At 36.6% G+C, this 22,120-nt stretch carries 20 protein-coding genes; 6 read left to right on the forward strand and 14 right to left on the reverse strand.

The annotated features are described in order from the left end of the window. Window positions 1-52: 52 nt before the first annotated feature. Both rpmA and rplU read right to left on the reverse strand, forming a co-directional pair. Entirely contained in the window at window positions 53-313 is a 261-nt protein-coding gene (rpmA, locus tag ACYIAM_RS01525) for a 50S ribosomal protein L27 (RefSeq protein WP_034915250.1), read from the reverse strand. Between the two features lie 15 nt (window positions 314-328). Next, on the reverse strand, window positions 329-637 hold the full coding sequence (gene rplU / locus ACYIAM_RS01530) for a 50S ribosomal protein L21 (RefSeq protein WP_025314436.1): 309 nt from the start codon (window positions 635-637) through the stop codon (window positions 329-331). Window positions 638-867: 230 nt separating this feature from the next. Between rplU and narX the strand changes: the two genes are divergently transcribed. From narX to ACYIAM_RS01545, 3 genes are all read left to right on the forward strand, one after another. Further along, window positions 868-2,676 carry a nitrate/nitrite two-component system sensor histidine kinase NarX gene (gene narX, locus ACYIAM_RS01535; protein WP_483747009.1) on the forward strand — a complete coding sequence of 603 codons (1,809 nt, stop codon included), beginning with the start codon at window positions 868-870 and terminating at the stop codon, window positions 2,674-2,676. Window positions 2,677-2,679: 3 nt separating this feature from the next. Next, window positions 2,680-3,333 carry a two-component system response regulator NarL gene (narL, locus tag ACYIAM_RS01540; protein WP_483747010.1) on the forward strand — a complete coding sequence of 218 codons (654 nt, stop codon included), beginning with the start codon at window positions 2,680-2,682 and terminating at the stop codon, window positions 3,331-3,333. Window positions 3,334-3,590: 257 nt separating this feature from the next. Further along, the gene (locus tag ACYIAM_RS01545) at window positions 3,591-4,613 is read left to right on the forward strand and encodes a DUF4272 domain-containing protein (RefSeq protein ID WP_483747011.1); all 1,023 of its coding nucleotides are present in this window, start codon (window positions 3,591-3,593) and stop codon (window positions 4,611-4,613) included. A 179-nt stretch (window positions 4,614-4,792) separates the two neighbouring features. Here the strand turns inward: ACYIAM_RS01545 and cysG are convergent, their stop codons facing one another. The 4 genes from cysG to nirB form a co-directional block, all read right to left on the reverse strand. Continuing rightward, the gene (gene cysG, locus ACYIAM_RS01550) at window positions 4,793-6,166 is read right to left on the reverse strand and encodes a siroheme synthase CysG (RefSeq protein ID WP_483747012.1); all 1,374 of its coding nucleotides are present in this window, start codon (window positions 6,164-6,166) and stop codon (window positions 4,793-4,795) included. Between the two features lie 232 nt (window positions 6,167-6,398). Continuing rightward, window positions 6,399-7,169 (reverse strand): nitrite transporter NirC, encoded by a 771-nt coding sequence (gene nirC, locus ACYIAM_RS01555; protein WP_483747013.1) that lies wholly within the window; start codon window positions 7,167-7,169, stop codon window positions 6,399-6,401. Between the two features lie 27 nt (window positions 7,170-7,196). Next, a complete protein-coding gene (gene nirD / locus ACYIAM_RS01560; protein ID WP_174797938.1) occupies window positions 7,197-7,529 on the reverse strand; it encodes a nitrite reductase small subunit NirD in 333 nt (110 codons plus the stop codon). 1 nt (window position 7,530) lies between these two features. Beyond that, complete coding sequence (nirB, locus tag ACYIAM_RS01565) at window positions 7,531-10,053, reverse strand: nitrite reductase large subunit NirB (RefSeq protein WP_483747014.1); 2,523 nt, start codon at window positions 10,051-10,053, stop codon at window positions 7,531-7,533. 289 nt (window positions 10,054-10,342) lie between these two features. On the opposite strand from nirB, the gene ACYIAM_RS01570 reads away from it, so the two are divergent. From ACYIAM_RS01570 to ACYIAM_RS01580, 3 genes are all read left to right on the forward strand, one after another. Beyond that, window positions 10,343-10,840 carry a MarR family winged helix-turn-helix transcriptional regulator gene (locus ACYIAM_RS01570; protein ID WP_085247173.1) on the forward strand — a complete coding sequence of 166 codons (498 nt, stop codon included), beginning with the start codon at window positions 10,343-10,345 and terminating at the stop codon, window positions 10,838-10,840. Between the two features lie 74 nt (window positions 10,841-10,914). Next, entirely contained in the window at window positions 10,915-12,027 is a 1,113-nt protein-coding gene (locus ACYIAM_RS01575) for an HlyD family secretion protein (protein ID WP_483747015.1), read from the forward strand. Beyond that, window positions 12,024-13,181, forward strand: coding sequence for an ABC transporter permease (locus ACYIAM_RS01580; RefSeq protein WP_483747016.1), 1,158 nt, complete (start codon window positions 12,024-12,026; stop codon window positions 13,179-13,181). Before ACYIAM_RS01575 ends, ACYIAM_RS01580 begins: the two co-directional genes overlap by 4 nt. 269 nt (window positions 13,182-13,450) lie before the next feature. Here the strand turns inward: ACYIAM_RS01580 and ACYIAM_RS01585 are convergent, their stop codons facing one another. The 8 genes from ACYIAM_RS01585 to ACYIAM_RS01620 all read right to left on the reverse strand — a co-directional run bounded on the left by ACYIAM_RS01585 (window position 13,451) and on the right by ACYIAM_RS01620 (window position 22,118). Continuing rightward, the gene (locus ACYIAM_RS01585) at window positions 13,451-14,839 is read right to left on the reverse strand and encodes a hypothetical protein (RefSeq protein WP_483747017.1); all 1,389 of its coding nucleotides are present in this window, start codon (window positions 14,837-14,839) and stop codon (window positions 13,451-13,453) included. Then, the gene (locus ACYIAM_RS01590; protein WP_065638604.1) at window positions 14,836-15,099 is read right to left on the reverse strand and encodes a PAAR domain-containing protein; all 264 of its coding nucleotides are present in this window, start codon (window positions 15,097-15,099) and stop codon (window positions 14,836-14,838) included. Before ACYIAM_RS01590 ends, ACYIAM_RS01585 begins: the two co-directional genes overlap by 4 nt. Window positions 15,100-15,131: 32 nt before the next feature. Continuing rightward, complete coding sequence (locus ACYIAM_RS01595; RefSeq protein WP_483747018.1) at window positions 15,132-16,061, reverse strand: T6SS immunity protein Tli3 family protein; 930 nt, start codon at window positions 16,059-16,061, stop codon at window positions 15,132-15,134. Next, window positions 16,051-16,854 (reverse strand): T6SS immunity protein Tli3 family protein, encoded by an 804-nt coding sequence (locus ACYIAM_RS01600; protein ID WP_483747019.1) that lies wholly within the window; start codon window positions 16,852-16,854, stop codon window positions 16,051-16,053. The genes ACYIAM_RS01595 and ACYIAM_RS01600 overlap by 11 nt, the downstream gene beginning before the upstream one ends. Next, complete coding sequence (locus ACYIAM_RS01605) at window positions 16,855-19,482, reverse strand: T6SS effector phospholipase Tle3 domain-containing protein (protein WP_483747020.1); 2,628 nt, start codon at window positions 19,480-19,482, stop codon at window positions 16,855-16,857. A gap of 139 nt (window positions 19,483-19,621) precedes the next feature. Beyond that, the gene (locus ACYIAM_RS01610; RefSeq protein WP_483747021.1) at window positions 19,622-20,491 is read right to left on the reverse strand and encodes a DUF5110 domain-containing protein; all 870 of its coding nucleotides are present in this window, start codon (window positions 20,489-20,491) and stop codon (window positions 19,622-19,624) included. Window positions 20,492-20,502: 11 nt separating this feature from the next. Further along, on the reverse strand, window positions 20,503-21,249 hold the full coding sequence (locus ACYIAM_RS01615) for a T6SS immunity protein Tli3 family protein (protein WP_483747022.1): 747 nt from the start codon (window positions 21,247-21,249) through the stop codon (window positions 20,503-20,505). Then, window positions 21,249-22,118, reverse strand: a complete 870-nt coding sequence (locus tag ACYIAM_RS01620; RefSeq protein WP_174797929.1) for a T6SS immunity protein Tli3 family protein — start codon at window positions 22,116-22,118, stop codon at window positions 21,249-21,251. The genes ACYIAM_RS01615 and ACYIAM_RS01620 overlap by 1 nt, the downstream gene beginning before the upstream one ends. Window positions 22,119-22,120 lie beyond the last annotated feature (2 nt).

Here is a 22,120-nt window from a genome sequence, read left to right on the forward strand (position 1 = left end):
AAAAGCCCCACAATAACTGTGAGGCTTCTATAACTTTTGAACCGCTTTTAAATTAGCTATTAGCAACTACACTAACATAACGACGGTTTTTAGGTCCTTTAACTTCAAACTTTACTTGTCCATCAATTAAGGCAAATAGAGTATGGTCACGACCACAACCTACATTAGTACCTGGGTGGAATTGAGTTCCACGTTGACGAACTAAAATATTACCAGCAAGAACTTCTTGACTACCATAACGTTTAACACCTAAACGTTTACTTTGGGAATCACGACCATTACGTGATGAACCACCAGCCTTCTTATGTGCCATTGTTCGATACTCCTATTAAGCGATTGCAGTGATCTTTACATCAGTGAACCACTGACGGTGACCTTGTTGTTTACGATAGTGTTTACGACGACGGAATTTAACAATTTTCACTTTGTCACCACGACCGTGCTCAACAATTTCTGCTTTAATTGTTGCACCTTCAACAAACGGAGCACCAACTTTGATGTCTTCACCATTTGCTACCATTAAAACTTTATCGAAAACAACTTCTGCACCTGTTTCGACTTCAATTTTTTCCAAGCGAACGACTTGTCCTTCGCTAACTCGGTGTTGTTTACCACCACTTTGGAAAACTGCGTACATACTTAACTCCGCAATAAAAAGCAGACGATTACTTGATTAAACATATATGTCTGCGCGATTAATCTTATAGGGCGTGAATTTTACGCAAAATTTATCCTTGTTGCAAGCGCTGTTTACCAAAAGATCGCAAAAAGTGACAAAAAAAATCAGAGGTATACTCTTTTCAGGCTACAATAATCATAAATTGCTATTTATCTGAAATAAAATTATAAAATAATGTTGAGTTTTTTATGTCGAAAAGAAAAATTGGCTACAGTGCATCAATTATTAATCGTTTAACACTATTAATGTTTTTTTTAGGTACTATTGCTTTAATCGCCTTATCGTTTTCAATTCAGGTTGCTAATGATGCAACAGGTGGGGCATATATGGTTAATCAATTAGGTTTACTAAGAATGAAGAACTACCAACTGCTTACCATGATTCCTCTTAACAAAAAAGAGTATGACCACTTGAACATTTTTATGGATATATCTTCATCCAAGCAGCATCTCATGCTCTTAAAACGCTATGGCTTAATGAATGAATTTAATCGGTTAGAAACTGATTGGCAAACTCGACTTACAACTAAAATAAAGCAAGCACAAAAAATGGATGATATAAAAAGTGACATTGAAAATTATGTTATTCGTATTAATGAGTTAGTACATAAAATTGATCAAAATACCGAGAAAAAGATTCAACATATTTCCCAAATACAACAATTATTTATTGTTATCATTGCTCTATTTCTTATCGCTCAGATCTACTATTTACGTTACTGTCTTCTTGCTCCATGGAAAAAACTAATTGATATGGCCGAAGCTATTTCGAACCACAATTTTAAAGCGCGTTTTGATATTAGAGCCAAAAAGAATGAATTTGATCTATTAGGGCAGGCCTTCAATAAAATGTTAACTCAGATCGAGTCACAATATCTATTGCTAGAACAACAAGTTGCTGAAAAAACTGCTAAATTACAACAAACCAATAAGATCGTTTCCTTTCAATATCAAGCAACCAAGCAACTACATACTTCAAAACCATTATGTGAACGTTTTTTAAAAATATTACGCGAGCTAGAGGAATTAGTCCCACTAACTCAATTTCAAATTCGCTTTTATGAATCAGATGATCCTAAGCATTATCAACAAATCAGTTATGATAATGAGCAAAAATTACCCTATTGCCAAAATTCCACTTGCAGTGCATGTTTGATCTCATCAAAACCTGATCAAAAAAATGGTTTTCAACGTCATTGGTATCTTCAAGAGAACGACGAAAAATATGGGATATTATTCGCTTTACAATCAGAAGAAGTCATATTAACCAATGAGCAAGAAAACTTAATTATGGGATTGATTGAGCAAATGACCACTGCAATGAAGCTAGAAAGAAAAATAGAACAACAAAAGCAATATTTATTAATGAAAGAACGCTCAGCCATGGCCAGAGAGCTACATGACTCCATCGCTCAATCGCTATCTTGTTTAAAAATACACCTTAGCTGCTTACAAATGCAGTCAGATTTAACATCTCAAAACAGTATTGATTTATTAGCAACTATGCGCAAAGAGATCAATATCACCTATTCTCAGTTAAGAGAACTGATTACCTCTTTTCACTTACGCCTTAATCAAACTGGCTTTTATGCAAGCTTAGTAGAATTAATTGAAGAATTTAATCAAAAATTACAACTCAACATTCAGTTTGAATACCATTTACCATTAAATATTATCAATAGTAAATATGCATTTCATTTATTACAGATTATTCGAGAAGGACTTAATAATATATACAAACATGCTAAAGCCACACATGTCATTGTAAGTTTAAAAATTGATGACAATCAAATTATCTCTGTTTACATAAAAGACAATGGCATTGGCTTACAAAATGATATTAAACAAGACAATCATTATGGTTTGATCATTATGCGTGATAGAGTTGAAACACTAAATGGTAATTTAATAATAGATAGCCTCCCCAACAAAGGGACACAAATTATGGTAACATTTAAAGCCAATAAAACCATTCCATTTAAGGCAATAAAAGAGTAAAAAATGGAACAAATAAATAGCTCAATACTGCTTATTGATGATCACCCAATGTTAAGAAATGGCGTAAAACAGTTAATCAATACTGTCAACCATTTTGAAATTGTTGGTGAGACTGGCTCTGGAATAGAAGGCGTTAAACTAGCAGAAGAGCTTGATCCCGATATTATTCTGCTTGATATCAATATGCAAGATGTTAATGGACTAGAAATATTACGCTATTTACGAGAAAGAAACATCTCTAGCCGTATCATTATATTTACGGTATCAGATGCGAAAGAAGATATTATCACCGCACTAAAAACTGGTGCTGATGGCTATTTATTAAAAGATATGGAGCCCGAAGATTTTTTAACATCACTAAAGGATATTTCGGTTGGCAAGCTCATTATGGATAATGCTATTTCACATATTATCCTCAATTACATGCGTCATAACAAAGAGCCAACCACAAAGCAAATACATGATGTCAGCTTGTTAACACCAAGAGAAAATGAAATTTTTAATTTATTAGTCCAAGGATTATCAAATAAACTGATCGCCAAAGAGCTTGGTATCGTAGAAAGCACAGTCAAAGTACATATCAAAAGTATATTCAAAAAACTTAATTTTAAATCACGAATGGAAATGACCGTATGGTATCTACAAAGTAAGGAATAATCTTATCCACTGAAAAATAAAAATAGATAAATCTTTATGCGTTACCTTATAGGGCAAAACGATGTATAACACCAAATCTTCTTGTTCGGCGATTTGGTAAATAACATTATTTATTCAAAAAAATAACAAGCATCATAAAAAATGAAACAGAGCATTGAAAACTAGAAAGGTACGATAACTTATAATAGAATTGCACAAACAAATAGCCGCTATTTATAGCCATAAAACACACAAAATCTGAAATAGGAATGTTTGAAATGCCAATATTGATTAATGCTTATTCTACAGTCACTCATCCACCAGCCATTGATTTCCCTTGTGAACGTTTATATCATCGCGGATTAGATGATTCTGAATTGATGAAACACCTTGATGGTTTTATCGGTTATGTCATGCAAGCGGGAGATGGGCAGATAAATTCACATCGTTATGCTTTGTATCGCCATATCCAACGAGTTAAACATCAATTTGCCTTTGAGATTGAAGAAGATAATTTCAGTGAGTTTACCACTTGGGGCTGGCAGGCAAATGCCATTATATTAATGCCGGATGGAACTATTCGTAATCCTGATGGAGAAGTATTGCAATATCCTGATGGTGATATTGATTTAGATGCAGTTATCCCTTACCCACCAGAAGCATTAAAGCGCAAAACAAAAACTGAGCAGTATTTAGCCAAATTAGGATTGCATACGCCGACACATTTACCACCGGTTATTGCTGAATCCGAAGTAATACTTAGAACACCTGAAGAAGTAGCTAAACGTGCTTTAGCGATAATGTTAACAGGCATTCAAGCCGAAAGCTTTCGAGAAAATGATCCGATTAATCCGATGGAATTTAAAGAGCGTTGCCCAACGGGGTTTGCGGCTTTATCAAATAATGAACGTGACTTTATTTATAGCGGGCAGCCAACAGAGCAAGATGTCATCGATATGTCTTGGAAATACGAAGCATTATTACCTTTACAATGGGCAATCAATTGGCAATGTGAGCTCCCTTTTGCTGATACTATCTGTAATGTTTCATCGCTAGTTGACGGAGGAATGCAACATAGTGAGCAAGATATTTCTACAGTGACCTTAAGACCTATTAGTGAATTGTTAGATGCTTTAGATTTGCACTACCGCTTACATTGGATAACCAGAGATTTTAGGATGAAAGATAAGCAACCACCCGCATCAATTATAAGTGGTGTTATTCAAGAGCGCCATTATGCATTAAATTGGTTAACTTGCTTTGAAAATGCGGATTGGGATGATGTTGATACACCGACCTGATATTTTGTCTTATTATTTAGCAGGCATCATGCCCGTATTAAATTGATAGATATTTTATTCATTGGCTAATGATCTATTTCATTAGCCACTTTTTAAAGTGAATAATTGCACCTTTTATAAGTGGCGAAAAAATACAATCGTAGAATTGCGCACCACTAAAACTGACCTACCTATTCCAATTAATGTTCAGAAAACCAACTCAGTTTTTCACGTAATGCCACAACAGGTCCAATAATAATTAAACTTGGGCTACCAGCCCGCAAAGATAATTGCGCTAAATCACATAATAAGCCCGATACTACTTTTTGTTTTGTTGTGGTGCCTTCTTCAACAATGGCTACCGGCGTATTTGCATTCATACCATGCTTAATTAATTGTTTTTCAATATTTTCAGCTTGCGACAATCCCATGTAAAACACTAACGTTTGTTTTTCAGCCGCTAGGCTTTGCCAATCAAGATGACTACCATCCTTTAAATGACCAGTGATTAAACGCACACTATGGGCATAATCTCGATGCGTTAATGGGATTCCGCTATAGGCAGAGCAACCCGAAGCGGCTGTAATTCCCGGGACGACGGAAAAAGGAATATCAGCGTTAAATAATGTTTCAAGCTCTTCACCGCCACGACCAAAAATAAAGGGATCTCCGCCTTTTAGGCGTACAACACGTTTACCTTTTTGCGCTTGTTGTAAAAGAATCTGGTTTATTTGCTCTTGCGGTACACAATGAAATCCTGCGCGTTTACCAACAAATACACGCTTAGCATCTCGACGAGCAAGATTCATAATGTCATCTGAGACCAATCGATCATAGACAATAATATCCGCTTGTTGGATCTGTTGTAACCCCTTTAGCGTCAATAATCCCGCATCACCAGGCCCAGCGCCAACTAAAACCACTTCGCCACGAGCATCAAGTGATGTATCAAATAACTCATTCGTGAGTTTTTCAACATCATCAGAATCATTATTAGCAAGCGCTTGAGCTAATCTATCATGCGAAAATAGTCTTTCCCAAAAACGTCGTCGTTCTGTCATTGTTTGGTAGGTTAGTTTAACTTTATCGCGTAAATAACCAGCATATTTAGCTAATTTACCTAAATGTTGGGGTAATATAGACTCTAGTTTTTCGCGCAATAATCTGGCCAAAACAGGAGCATGTCCTTCCGAAGAGACGGCAACCATAATAGGAGAACGATCAATAATCGAGGGCATAATAAAACTTGCCGCTTTAGGAGCATCAACAACATTACAAAAAATACATCGTTTTTCAGCCTCCATACTTACTTTTTGATTAGTCTCTTGACAATCTGTCGCAGCAATGACTAACCACTTATTATCAAGTAATTCAGCATCAAATGCCCCTTGAGCTAGGGTAAGTTGCTTTTGCTCATGCCAACACATAAATTGTTCATTAAAGGTTTGCGCATTTACCGTCAGGCGAGCACCTGCTTCAAGCAATAATCGCGCTTTACGTTCAGCGACTTCACCACCACCGACTAATAAGCAATCACGGTTTTCTAACTTACAAAATAGGGGAAAATAATCCATAGCACCTCAAAATAGAACACTCTCTGTTTAAAAATTTATCAACACCTAGCCTCTAATAATAGAATGTTATTGCTTATCCTATTTTTAATCGCACCGCTATTTTGTATCACTAATAGCAATGAAAACAAAATAGAAGACTAAATAATTTAGCACTTTTTTAAAGAAGGGGAATTATTCACTATACATTCCCCCCTAGGTTGATTATGGTAATAACATCTCGCTAATTAAATCGTTATGCTGGGCGCTCTGCTTTCGGCGTTGAATACCAGTATCCTAGCCCCATAAATAACGCACCAGAAACAAGATTTCCTAATGAGACCCATAACAAATTATAACCAATTCCAGTTAATGTGTAAGCATCACTATGATGACCAAACCACGAAAGTGCAAATAAGGTCATATTTGCAACCGAGTGTTCATAACCACAAGCAATAAATGCTAATAAACACCACCAGATAGCAATAAATTTTGCCGAGCCTTCAACTCGATTAGCCATCCAAATTGCTAAACAAACTAACCAGTTACATAACACGCCTCTAAAAAATAATGCGGACGCCGTAGCCGATGTTTTGGCTAAAGCTGCGGCGTGAACCAAGCTGGTATCTGTGGATAATAAAGGTGTTGCAGCATAACAATACAATGCAGCTACAAAAATTGATCCTAATAAATTACCTAACCATGTTTGCGGTAATACCAACCACATTTGGCCATGGGTAATTTTTTTGCATTTAACACCAAGCGTTAAAAACATGGTATGCCCAGTAAATAATTCCGATCCGGCTATAACAACCAACGTTAATGCAATACCAAACGTTGCTCCCATAACTAACGGTCTCATTGCAGGATCAACGAGATTTCCTAGAGTAAAAATTAAAATAATACCAAGCCCTACATAAGCCCCTGCCATAGCAGAACTTACCCAAAAACTAAATGGATTCGTTTTTGCCAAACGAACAATGCGCGCAGCATTGGCTGCACATTTATTAATCGTTTCAGTATACATAACAACTTTATCCTTTTAAAAATAGGTTTAGTGCGACTTTACTTGTACCATCCCATCATCATTGACGATGACTTCATAATGAGCGATCGAGTATTGTTCATCTTCAAAACAATAGCCATCTTTTAAACGAAAACGTTGTTTTTTCAGCGGGCTTGCCACCCATAACTGATTTTCATGCTCCGCAATAATGCCACGAGATAAAACACTTGCCTTAGCAAAAGGATCAATATTACTAATCGCATAAAGCTCAGCATTATTATAAGGACGGAAGATAGCAACATGATCATTACCGACAAGAGCACAAACGCCAGTGCCTGGCAAAATATCATCAAGTTTACAAATAGTTATCCATTGACTCATATTATTCCCCTAACATTACTTTACGTTCTTCGGCTGTAGCTGGTCGATGCTGATCGCGTTCAGGTACAATTTGGACATTCTCATCACGTTTGCTGCTGTTAATAAAGTGCGCAAATCGAATTTGGTTTGCATTATTTTCAACCGTTTCTTTCCATTCGCATACCATTAATTTACGTAAGCGCGCCATCTCACTTTCTAGCTCTGCATTAACACCTAACTTATCGTCTATAATGACACTGCGTAAATAATCAATACCACCTTCTAGATTTTCAAGCCAAACTGACGTTCGCTGTAATTTATCTGCAGTACGAATATAGAACATCAAAAAACGGTCAATAAATTGAATTAGTGTGTTTTTATCGAGATCCGCAGCAAGTAAATCGGCGTGACGAGGCTTCATTCCCCCGTTACCGCAAACATAAAGATTCCATCCCTTTTCAGTGGCAATCACCCCAATATCTTTACCTTGAGCTTCGGCACATTCACGCGTACAACCAGATACACCCAGTTTAAATTTATGTGGTGCACGAATACCTTTATAGCGGTTTTCGAGTTCTACCCCCAATCCCACACTATCGCCTACACCAAATCGACACCAAGTGCTACCCACACAGGTTTTTGCCATTCTTAACGCTTTAGCATAAGCATAACCACTTTCAAACCCTGCTTCTATTAGATCTTTCCAAATAGCCGGTAGATCATCTTTTTGTGCACCAAATAGACCAATGCGCTGTGATCCGGTAATTTTAGAATAGAGTTGATATTTTTTAGCGATTTGACCAATGGCAATTAATCCTTCTGGTGTAATTTCGCCACCGGCACTACGAGGAATCACAGAATAAGTGCCATTTTTTTGAATATTACCTAAGAAAATATCATTACTATCTTGCAAAGGAATCAAATTATCTTTAAGGATATAATCATTCCAACATGAGGCTAATAACGATCCAACCGTGGGTTTACAAACCTCACAACCGTAGCCATTACCATGTTTTTTAATCACTTCATCAAATGACTTTAAGCCCTCAACACGAATTAAATGATATAACTCTTGGCGCGAGTATTTAAAATGTTCACATAAGGCATCACTGACCTCAATCCCTTGTTTAGCTAATTCCAAATTAAGAATTTGCGTAACAAGTGGGATACAGCCACCACATCCCGTTCCGGCTTTTGTTTCTGCCTTAATGGCTGCAACTGTATGACAACCTGCATTAATCGCATGGATAATTTTTTCTTTAGTCACATCAAAACAAGAACAAATTTGTGCTGAATCGGGAAGCGCATCAACACCCATAGTCGGCTTTGCGCCTGCATGTGCTGGTAGTATCAACGTATCTGGGTGTTCGGGGAGATCCATATCATTAAGCATTAATTGTAATAAATTACTATAATCCGACGTATCGCCGACTAATACCGCACCCAAGAGCTTTTTATTATCACTCGAAACAACCAATTTTTTATAAACTGGCGTTGTCTCATCTAAGTAAACATAGCTACGACTCCCCACTGTTTTCGCTTTAGCATCACCAATACTGCCAACATCGACACCCATCAGTTTTAGCTTAGCGCTCATATCAGCACCTTCAAATTTATCGGCTTGACCCATTAAATGCGCTAAAGCAATCTGAGCCATTTTATAGCCGGGTGCAACCAAACCAAAAACCTTGCTTTGCCAACAAGCGCATTCACCAATAGCATAAATATCAGAATCTGATGTTTGGCAATAATCATTAATTACAATCCCACCACGAGGGCCGATTTCTAACTCGCATTGTTGAGCTAATTTATCGTTTGCTCTAATACCGGTTGAAAAAACAATAAAATCGATTTCAAGTGAAGAACCATCTGCAAATTGCATGATTTTACCTTCAGGCGTATGAATTATTTCTTGGGTATTTTTACTGGTGTGAACCCCGACCCCCATCTCCTCAATTTTACGACGTAATTGTTCTCCGCCTTGCACATCAAGCTGTTCAGCCATAAGCACTGGGGCAAACTCAACCACATGCGTTTGCATACCTAAGTTTTTCAAAGCCCCCGCAGCTTCAAGCCCTAGCAACCCACCGCCCACAACAGCGCCTTTTTTACAACGCTTTGCACATTCGCGAATGGCATCAAGATCTTCAATCGTACGATAAACAAAACAATCAGATCCCTCAACACCTTTAATCGGCGGCACCCAAGGATAAGAGCCTGTCGCAATAATCAATTTATCATAAGCAACAATTCGCCCTTGTTGAGAATGGACTTCCTTACGCTGACGATTGATTAAAATAGCCCGTTCATTAAGTAAAACATTAATATTATTCTCTTTGTATAATCCTTCACGAACCAGAGAAAGCGCTTCGGCAGTATGCCCAGAAAAATAAGAAGAAAGATGCACCCGATCATAGGCAAGACGTGGCTCTTCACAGAAAATAGTAATATTGAATTGATTGGACTGCTTTTTATCAATTAACTCTTCGACAAAACGATGTCCAACCATCCCATTACCAATAATAACGAGATTGGTTTTACTCATACAAAACTCCAATTTTATTTTAATTTAATGATTTAATTTTATTTTGATAACATTGTATGAAACTTGGTACAGATTATAACTACCCTCAAGGATTACCACTTTAGTAGTAAAAGTGATTGTTGAAGTCATAATTTGAAGTTAAGGCTTGTTTAAAAATAGATAAAAATCAAAAATACCTATCAAAATACCCGACTTAATTACCCAGCAAATCAATAAAAACAGCTAAAAAAGTTGCCAACCATAATTAAATGTTTATAATTAGCCGACTAAATAAATCGAGTAATGATAATTGAATTACAATTCAAGAAAGCTTCCTTCACGTGAAACCTTAGCACGTGCACAAAGATTTAATAATGACATTGTTGAAGTTTCCGGTGTTGATCTGGTTTTAAGTTTAATCACAACCGCCGATCTCATTCGCGCGAATATCTATGCACAATTAGATAAAGATTATGGCGTTTCTGAGGGTAAATTTGCCCTACTGATGTCACTGTATTCAGAAGGTGAAACCTGTGCCAGCGATCTTGCTTTGCGCATTGGCGTCACACCGGCGACGGTATCTGTCATGGTTAAACGCATGCTGGCATCTCCAGCACCTTTAATCTCGATGACAAAAAGTGGTGAAGATGGTCGCTCTCGCCTAATCACTTTAACAGATGCCGGTGAAAGGCTGATTCAAGAGGCATTGCCTAACCACCTTAAATCGATTCGCGCTTTTGCGCAGGTGCTAAACTCGCAAGAACAAGAGTCTTTAATCGCGATGTTGCGCAAATTATTACGAAAATAACAGACTTTAATCATTAAAGTCATTCTTTTTACTTAAATAGTTAGCTGACTAAATAAATGGAAAATAAGCTATATATGAAAAAAAATGTCAAAATTCCTGTTATCTTTTTACTTCTACTCATTTTGGGCTCATTTTTAATCTTTGTAGGTTCAAGAAATGATGCGGTATCTGTTGCCAAAAGCATTAAATCTGGCGTATTAACGGCTGACGAAATTAATATTGCCTTTCAAAATGTCGGCGGAAAAGTCACCCAACGATTTGTGCAAGAGTCACAAATGGTTAAAAAAGGTGATCGGTTAATGCAATTAGAAGATATCGATACCAAGCTGGCTATCGATCGCTTACAAGCTTTAGTTGATAGCCAAAAAGCAGCAGTCAATCAAGAACAAGCCGCTATTGAAATTACGCAAAACGAGACTAACCTTTCAGAATTAACAACTTGGCGCAAAATTGAAGAAGTACAAGCCAATTTAGAAGCAGCAAAATCTGCTCGCAATTTAGCGACAACTGAATTTGATCGCCAAACACAATTACGCAAAACAGGTGGCAACTCACAGTCACAACTTGATAATGCACGTAATGCATTTATTAATGCCAAAATGCAAGTTGTGCAAATTGAAAGTCAATTATCGACTTTAATGATTGGCGCAACACCAGAACAAATAAGCCAATTTGAACAAACACAAAATGCAACCGGCATGACATTAAAGTCCATCTTAATTGCACGGCAAAAGCTCCAAAATCGCCAAAATCAACTAACACAGCTTAAGGCACAACTTGCGCAAGGTGAAGCTGAATTAAAACAGTTACAACTCAATTATGAACGACTAACGTTAACAGCACCTGAAGATGGAAAAATATTAAAACTGATGTTTGAAGATGGCGAAATGGTACCCAACGGTGCGCCAGCAGTATTGTTAGAGACTAACCGCAAATATATCGACATTTATGTGAATGAAAAAATGGTGAATGATTATCAACCTGACACAACTATCACCGCTAATGTGATTGCGCTAAATAAAGAAGTAAAAGGTAAAGTCCGCTTTGCCACCGCTGCGCCATCATTTGCCGATTTACGTATGACACGAGAACGTGGTCAAGCCGATCTAACCTCTTATCAAGTTAGAATTTACATAGAATCGATTCCAAAACTATTAACCGGAATGACACTTGAGGTGGATCAATGATGCAAAACATCATTAAATCTATGCTTGAAGAACTTGACGCCATGTTGTCAGGTCACTTTATCCCTTATTATAAAGTTTCGCTTGGCTTAGTGGCCATTGTTTCGCTGGTGTTTTCTATTGTATTAAGTCACGGAGCCGTATTTGAAGGTAAAATTGCAGTGATTGACCTTGACGGCTCAAATTATTCGACGGAATTAATTAGTAAAGTCAATACATCACCTTACATTGAAGTAACCGAGGTCATAAGATCGCCAGTAAACCCCATAACCTTAGTTTCACACGATCGTAATTTAGGTGTTTTATATATTCCTAAAGGCTTAGAAAAAAGCTTAAAAAAAGGCGAGCAAACCGTTCGCCTAGGTTATTTTGCTGATGACACCAATGATGCACAAAATGCCAAAGTACTACAAAGTCTTAATGAATATATTCCTGAATTAGGCGCCGAACTGAGTGTTGGTAAAATCGCCGCATTAGGGCTTGGTAAAGAAGGCATTGAAGCGACCTTATCACCCATGCAACTTAAAACACGCTACCTGTTTAATCCAGCGAGTTCATCGACAATTTCAACAATTATTTATTTTGTTTACTTTTTTTCATCATTAACTTACGGGTTAACCTCATTAATGATTATTGGTCGATTAAAAGTAACCGGCATGTGGCAAATGGCCATAGAAAGAGGCTTCTTATCTTTATTAGCAAGAACAATTCCTTATGCACTATTTTACACAACCGCATTAACCCTTATTACCGCCATACTGGTAATATTTGGACAACTGCGTTTTGAAGGTAACTATTTTGCTTTTGTACCAAGTGTATTTATGACAGGGCTTGCTTTTGGTTGGTTAGCCTTTTTACTTTCTTGGACAACAAAAAATCCGGGCGAAGGTGCAAGCCGAATGATCTTCTTGGTTCCGCCGGGATTTATTATGGGGGGATCGACAATGGCAGTGGGTATTATGCCAATTTGGACATACTACATTAGCCACGCATTTCCATTAGTTTGGTTATTTCGATTTTTCCGCGATTTTGCCATGCGAGGGCGTTCACTGATTGATATGTTAGCAACTTATGGGGCTTACATCATCTATTTAACGGTTATTGCTTTTGTGGTAATGATGTTTGTTGAGCGAGTCAAAAAGACAGCAAAAAACTAATTTTTTGTCAAAAAGTTTCAGATAACACCTACGTTTCAGTAAAAACTTGATACCACACCACATCTATTTTTACCCCCTCGATGAATGTTCAACGAGGGTTAAATTTATAGTTGGTATTTCCTTTTTAGAGTATCACAACAATAACTTTATAAAGCTGAGGCTAACTAACGTCACTTATCCAATTTCAAAATCCAAATTACTGTGCCAAGTGGAATACCACTCACACAGCAACTCACATCACTTACCCCATACAAACGACCTTTAAGTTATCATCTAAACGATTCAAACCAAATTTCATCAAACTCTTCTTGATAACGCTGTATTTTAAAATAAAGAGAAATACAAACTGCAATCATCGATAAAAAAGTACTCAAAACGAGTATTGATAATATTTCCTTTAATTCAATATAATTAACAGCCAATAAGGCAACAATAGAATACAGGCAAAAAACAAGACTAAAAAAATAAGCCGTTGGGAAAATCAATAATTCATCATTTTCTTCGATACGTTGGACGGTTCTATCCGATAATTGCATAATATAAATTTCATTACTTCCTTGCGCAGCAATCATTTGCCCCTTTTGTCCCTGATTTACCCCATCAGCAGCCAGTGCTAATGCAAGCCATGCATGGCTTTCGCTTAATTTACCTAAATTAAGATCTAATGGATAAACTTTATTTGGCGCAATTATAATTTCACCATTAATATCAAAAAATGTCTCCTTTAAAATATTTAATGCAGAAGAAGATAAAGATGTCGTCCATAATTGATTAACTCGTTTCTTTTCAACCTGCTCGGCTTTAATTAAATAACCAATATCATCACTTAAATCAGTAAGTTCGGTTTTAAGAGGTCGAAACACTCTTAATTTGGAAAGATTTAATGCTTTCTTAACATTAGAAAATAATAATGCACAGCAATATTCACTAAAAGATAATTGGTTCTTAACATCGTATACTAAATTAATCATTAAAATAGATTCATCATATTTTGTATCTATCCATTCATGGATGATTTCAGGCGAAGGTATGCAATCGGATAACACAATATCAGACTCGTTAATATTAATATGATTTGAATGACAATAATTAGCTAAAATCATAACCGCAGCCTCTGAACTTTGAGTCATATTTAATAGCACTTTGATTTTTGACAAGCTATTAATTTTAGCTTTCATTGGCATAATAATTCTTTCAAACACATAAAATAGTGGTGAACTACTCATTTCATGTATAGCTGAAATCGGCATTACTTTATCGGGGTTCATTGGTTGACTACCTTCTAGCCCCATAACTTTTAAAGCAAGATTATCGATTTCTGTTAAATAACAATAATCAACTAACCCAATTGATTTTCTTGCCCATATCTGCCATCTTGCTAGTTTATTTTTAATATTTAAATTAAAAAATAGAGCTTTAATTAATTGTGAATGGTAATAACTATAAATAAACCCCGTTATAGATAAACTAAAAATTAGCGGTACAATAACAAGATAAAAACCCCCTAATAATAAATTAGATAGCACACTATTTCCATTAATGAGTAACACTATAAATTCAAAAAAAATGGTGCTCAACACAAAAACCAATAAATAAATCCAGATAGAAAAATTCTTAGGTAGTGCTTTTTCTGGTATGTTAGGTACTCTCCATTTCATGCTTCACTCCCTACAACAGATAATGTTGAAATAAGCTCACAGCCGCAAGCGGCTTTACAACCATTGATGGCAACAGATCGATTATACATTTTCCAAGTCGGATGCCCGTCAACAATATTATTTACACCATGCCCCTTTATTGGACAAGATACCTGATCGCCAACTAATGCAACTGGCTTACCGTCAAAAATAGCACCAGATGCACTTATCACACATCCTCCATGGGAATGCGGATCGCCTAATCGAATTACACCTTTCATAAAGTTATTCCTAAAATTAGTCTAAAATATTTTTACCTTTCCGCCCCAACCTCACAACGTATTTTGTCCCAACCTTGGTAAGGTTCGGGCTTAATATTTCTAGCGGATTTAATACGTTCCAAATAAACGGGTTGATAATAAATTTCCCAATACTTACCGAATTGTACTCCGCTCATATCAGGATCTTTTTTAAGTAAAAAACTAGGATCTATACCAAACAATGAATGAAATTTTTGCTTATGATGATTGCGAGGTTTTTTATCAATCAACGATATTCCATTATCATAAAAAACCGTTTCACCAAAGAGTACATTGCCATTATTTAAAATAAAGTAACCGGTATTGCCTGAAACAGTAATTGAATTAGTAAAGGTGTTTGAACGCGAAAAATCGGTAAATGTAGAAGTTAATGGTTTATCATCCACCCCAATAAAACGTTCCACTAGCTCTGGTGCCACGGCAGCATAACTGGTCACTTCAGCTTGAATAAATGTTTTACCTTTATCTAACGAAAACATCACAAACGACATATCATTCGCGGGGATGGCAATATAGTCTTTACCGGGATTATAATAGTTAAATTTGGGAAGTTTATCGTAGGTAAAAAATGGCGTATTGATTCGGGTATGAATATTATTTGCCTTATCATGATACCAAATCAACCCTTCGCAATTTTCGCCTTGCAGCTCTAAATAGCGATTTTCATCATAACGGTATATCACTTGCCGTTTTTCACTTAAATAATAAAAGGTTGCCACATGGTAATGACTAATTGTGCTATGGGTATTAAAGGTATAAGGAAAGATAATTTCATAACCTGCCCTTGGCTCTGGCATGGGTATATCTAACCCCTTTTTTTCAATATCTTCTGGTAAAACAAAGCCAATAAGATAAATACCAATCCAAATCAGTACGGGTATTAAAACCAAATAGATAAAATAAGCCTTCAATTTATACGTCATGCTCTGCCTCATTAAAACTTAATCCCATTAAACTGCGTAACCTTTTTTGTAAATGATGAAAAGGTGTGTAGCGATTATGGATAATCATCTCTTGTTTTAAATTGAGATCGCATTGCCAACTGTCCCAACCTTGATAACTAGCTGGCATACTTGGCATAGCTTGTGGTGGATTATCCCAACGTGCGCCCATATAACGCGCATATCCCTCGAATGAAGCCAATATATATTTTGACAATAAATCATAACCAATACTGGTACCAAATGGTTTAGGCGAGTGATAGATCCCTTTATTTTTATCCAGCAAAAACATTTGATTATTCACTACCATTATTTTTTCAATTGTTTCCGGTTCAGGACGATAATAATTTGGATTATAATCAACTTTGATATGTGTCGTTGTAAATGTTCGTCCACCATCTCGGGAATAATCTATTGAGGAATATTGTTCATCGGGAATAAAAATATAATCTTCAGCCATATGGGCAAAGGGCTCAGTGATTACCCGTGCAGAATGGAGTGCTAATTCTGAATAGATTTGCTTTTGCTCATCAATATAATATAACCGCCCCTGACACCTTGAACCTGTAAGCTGAAGTGTGCGGTATTTATCAAAGCGAAATACCACTTGTGTTGGCGATCCGAAAGCGATTCTATCTTTACCCGGCAAAGGCACTGTTGCTAAAAAGCAGATTAAAAAAGCACTGTAACTCAGTCTCTGTAATAACCGATTTTGGTTGTTAAAACTGTATATAAATAGGCTAATCGTCACCAATAAATAGAATATTGCCAGCATTTAGGACTCCTTTAAATCAGGTTCGGGCATTAACCATTGTGCGGCTTTGCTTAATTTTTTATATTTTTCTTTAGACAGTTCTATACCACGATTTACCTCAATAGAAATACTAACTACCGGAGAATAATCAGGTCGAATACTGCCATGATAAAAACTATTTTCAACAAAATTATCACCTATGGGCATATGCTTATCTGGATAATGCATCGCTTTTTTTAAGTCTGGCGGCAACAGACCATAACGAACATATTGTGTCGTTTCTTTATCTGTATTTTCGGGATGACGCCAATCGGCTAATGCTCGCCATTCATAAAGTTTTTGCTGTTTTTTGGGGGTAATATCTTTGACTATACCAATGGCTAAATCATAAGCCATAATTTTAGCCGGTGCCTCTTTATTATTGGTAATACCTGAGTGATGGGAACTGACATCGGCTTCACTATCAACAAGATCACCGATAGCTTCTTGGAACTGTTGTTGGGATAAATAATAATAGACTTTGATTTCATCTTTATCTTTCCCCATATCGCTGTTACCTATATATCGAAAGCCTTTGATACCCCTATCGGATAGTTGTAAATCATCATTGAGTTTTTGTAATAAAATTTCATCTGTGATTAACGGTTGCCCAATAATGTCATAAGGATTTGTTATCGGCGGAATATAATTTGGTCGCTGTATTTTTGTTTCATAAGTACGTTGTTTTAGTTCCTCCAACTGTTCAGGCTTAACATGGTAGATATCATTATAATGTACCGTTCGACTCAGTTTAGTTTTACCGGTTGGGTCATCAACGGTATAGATCATGGTTTCGGGAACTTCTTCACCATTAATGATCCGTTCTGTCGACCAAAAAGGCGCGGTCTGTACATCACCTGTCTGATATTGTTTACATTGTTTAATTGCCACTAAAAGCGAGTCGGGTACGTTTTTTCTTAATATTATTCCTGAACTTTTTCCATTTGATGATTTTTGCTCTTTATCAAGACAAATTGATTCTACTTGTTTGGATGTTGTTTTTTTATAAATCCATTCTGGGTGATCTTTTTGTGTTTCTGCCAACGACGGTTTATAAAAAATGGCAACTTTTCGACCAGAATCATAGTAATTACCATGCTCTAATGTGCCTTTTACTTCTTTAAATAAAGGCTCTTGTTTTAATTTTTCAAGCTGCTCGGGCAGTAATACTACCGAGTTAGGCACTTTTTTACCTCGAAAATTAATAAAGGTTACACGCTGATTATAATCCTCCATACTAATATAATCGGGGTACTGTTGTTGTGTTAATTCGAATTTAATCAATGGAATATTAAATTTTTTATTTTGCGTGTCATTCCCCACAATCACATGCTGAGCAAAAATACGCTGTTTTAAATTGTCTTGGCATGCATGGATAATATGGTCAGGAATACCTTGCCAGCCCATACCTTGCACATTCCACAATGAAACAACGCGATCATTAGGACTAAAATAGTTATATACCTTGCCAAAGTTATTTCGATAAAACAGTTGTTCATCTTTCCCAAGGCGATCATACTGCTTTACGGTATCATCTGCTTGCACATACTTTTCGTCAGGGTTTACTGCGGTACTAATTACCCCGTTTTGCTTTAATATTTCTGGATTAAACTCTTTATTTCTTAATCCTTGCGATTCTTTTATAACATTAACAAAATTAATAAAAGTTTCTTCACGCCCCTCTTTACTTTGTACTCCCATTAGTAGATCTTTAGATAATACTTCAGCTATTGCTGGTTCAAAGGCATAGGGTGAGTGCGCTAATATTACACAATCGGCCGGCAATACGTTTTTCTTAGCTAATAGAAAGGTAGCTAACATGGTAATAATTGTGCCTTGGCTATGTGCCACAATATTAATAGGGATATCTTGTTCTTTGGTATCCTCTCTAATTTTCTCGATTAAATTGGCTAAGCGGTGTGCCGCAAAAGCAAAATAGATGCGGTGAGGGTTATTGTAGCTTTTTGAGCCAGGTGGGGTAGCCATTTTTCCACCTTCGGCAAGTATACCTGCCATTCCAGGGCCATACATATCTGGTATGCAAGTTGTTGCATTGGCAAACGGCCCCCCATTGCGATGATAACCATAATCAATCCAGTTATTAAACTTATCACAATTGAGTTTATTAAATGCAACTGTGCCAGTATCAAGCTGAAAATCCTTGTCTATCCAATAACTATCATACGGTAATTCAGGATCGGTGATCGAGGCATCTTTAAGCCGTTTTTCATAAGCAAGTTGCTCTTCATGATATTTTTCTTTATCAACGGGTCGATACCCCCAAAAGAAAGGGACAATTGGTGAATAGTTGCTTTTTTTTATCGCTATTCTTGGTGCAAAATTATCAGCATCCGTTTGAATGGTATGCCATTCATTAGGGGTTAAATCCGTTCGACCTAATCGTCTATTCAATCCATTACAAATTGCTTGATCCTGATTTTCAAACGCTTCGCCAACATCATTCACGCCATGAATCAAAATCACAATACATGGCAATGGCGCAGGCACGCAAACATTTTGGGTTAGCATGGCATCAGTAGAGTTTGCGGGTAAACCAATCACACCGTCAACCTCGGTGATACTATCACTTGAAGTATGTGTATTAGACATCGGTTAATCCTTGGTTAATATTTCTATTTTCAGTTGTTCTAATTCTGTCATTGGTAACACAAGCCCATCGTAATATGTTTCTAGTGGCTATAGATAAATAGGCTTAAAATCAAAAATAAATAACAAATTGCTAGCATCATTACCTTTCCGCCCCAACCTCACAACGTATTTTGTCCCAACCTTGGTAAGGTTCGGGTTTTAGATTTTTTATTGAATTTACCCGTAATTGATATTCTTTATTATTGAGCATTTTTTTATAAGCACCAAACCTAGAACCATCCCTAACTCTTTTATCAGAAAATGCCGCTGATGGGTAAAAAATCTGATAATTCCAAAGACCATTTTCATAATCAAAATCACGATAATTATGTGAAGCCCCAAATATTACCTCACCATTTTTTAAAACAAAATAGCCAGTATTACCTGAAACACTAATAGGCTCATTAGCCTTAGTAATTGAATCATAAATTGCTTGAATAGGCGAATCATCCACCCCAATAAAATAATCAACTTCTTCTCCTGGTACAGCTGCCATTGGAGACACCATCGCTTTTATAAAATGTCTGCCACCATCGACTGAAAAAACAAAATCAGACAGATCATTGGTGGGAATGGCAATATACTGTTTGCCGGGGTTATAGTAGTTAAATTTCGGTAAATGATAAGCTGTATAAAATCGTTCGGTAATTAAGGTATGAATATTATTTTTATCATCATGATACCAAATCAATCCACTGCAATTTTCGCCTTGTAGCTCTAAATAACGATCGGCATCATAACGATAAATCACCTGCCGCTTTTTACTGACATAATAAAAGGAATAATCTAGCACATCACCATTTCTGGCAATACTATGGAATAATTGATAGCCTTCTTTGGGTAATGGTTTAGGGCGCATAAGCGGCATTGGCTCAGTGGAGGGGAATGGCGCAAAGGTCGATAAAATCACGACCAAAACCACGGGTACAACAAATAACATTATCAACAATTTTGTTATTTTCTGTTTCATGCCTTAATTCCTTATTTAGCTGTGCCTAACAAGTGTTGATAGACCTCTAACACGGTATGGTTATCGGGCAATTGAGTTCCTTTGGCATTATAATCACAGCGCATTTTATCCCAACCGGTATAGTCACTTGGAATTGGGGGAATACTTTCGGGGATAATTTGGCTTCTGCCTAAAATAGCTTTTTGTTCAAGCTGTTCTTTTTTCGATAACATATACCAACCTTTGGTGCCAAATGGCGCTTCTGATACATAAAGCTGACCATCTTTGCTTAAAATAAAAGCCTGATCATTCACCACATCGTATTGCGGTGAATCATGATTACCTAAATAATGCCCAACCCCTAAACGGATACTTCTAAATGAACGCCCCCCATCAATGGAAGTATATATTGCTGACACATCCGACAATGGGATTGAAAGATAGTTTTTTGCTGGATGCCGATAAGGCTCTGTATATAGATCCCAAGAATGAGCGGCTAAAAGGTAATAAACTTGCTCTTTATCATCAATAAAATAAGCTTGCCCTTCACATCGATAACCTGTCAATAAAATATAACGGTTTTCATCAAAACGGTACACAATTTGCGAAGGAGGAACAATGGTAGGCTTTCGTATATTATTAACTGGCGAAAGTGCCAATATCCCCAAGATAAAGAACAGATAACTCACCATTTGCCATCGCTCACGATATTGCTTAATTACCAGAATAATAAATAACGCTCCCCCAATAAGGGTCGATAGTATTGCTAACATCATCATTACCTTTCCGCCCCAACCTCACAACGTATTTTGTCCCAACCTTGGTAAGGTTCGGGTTTTAGATTTTTTATTGAATTTACCCGTAATTGATATTCTTTATTATCAATAAGGCTATCATAGGCACCAAATCTAGAGCCATCTCTAACTCTTTTATCAGAAAACGCCGATGATGGGTAAAAAATCTGAAAATTTCTTAACCCATGTTCATAATCAAAGTCATCATATTCATAAGATGCGCCAAATATCACCTCATGATTTTTTAAAACAAAATAGCCGGTATTACCCGAAATAGTAATCGGCGTATTTTTTTTCCCAAGCCAAGTATAAAATTCCTGAATAGGCGAATCATCCACCCCAATAAAATAATCAACCTCTTCTCCTGGTACAGCTGCCATTGGGGACACCATCGCTTTTATAAAATGTCTGCCACCATCGACTGAAAAAACAAAATCAGACAGATCATTGGTGGGAATGGCAATATACTGTTTGCCGGGGTTATAGTAGTTAAATTTCGGTAAATGATAAGCTGTATAAAATCGTTTGGTAATTAAGGTATGAATATTATTTTTATCATCATGATACCAAATCAATCCACTGCAATTTTCGCCTTGTAGCTCTAAATAACGATCGGCATCATAACGATAAATCACCTGCCGCTTTTTACTGACATAATAAAAGGAATTTTTAACAACAAATCCATTATTGGTTACATAATAAAAGAGTTGATAGCCTTCTTTAGGTAATGGTTTAGGCCGCATAAGTGGCATTGGCTCGGTGGAGGGGAATGGAGCAAAAGTCGATAAAATCACAACCAAAACCACGGGTACAACAAATAACATTATCAACAATTTAGTTATTTTCTGTTTCATGC

The sequence above is a fragment of the Gilliamella sp. X-60 genome, from assembly GCF_057063585.1.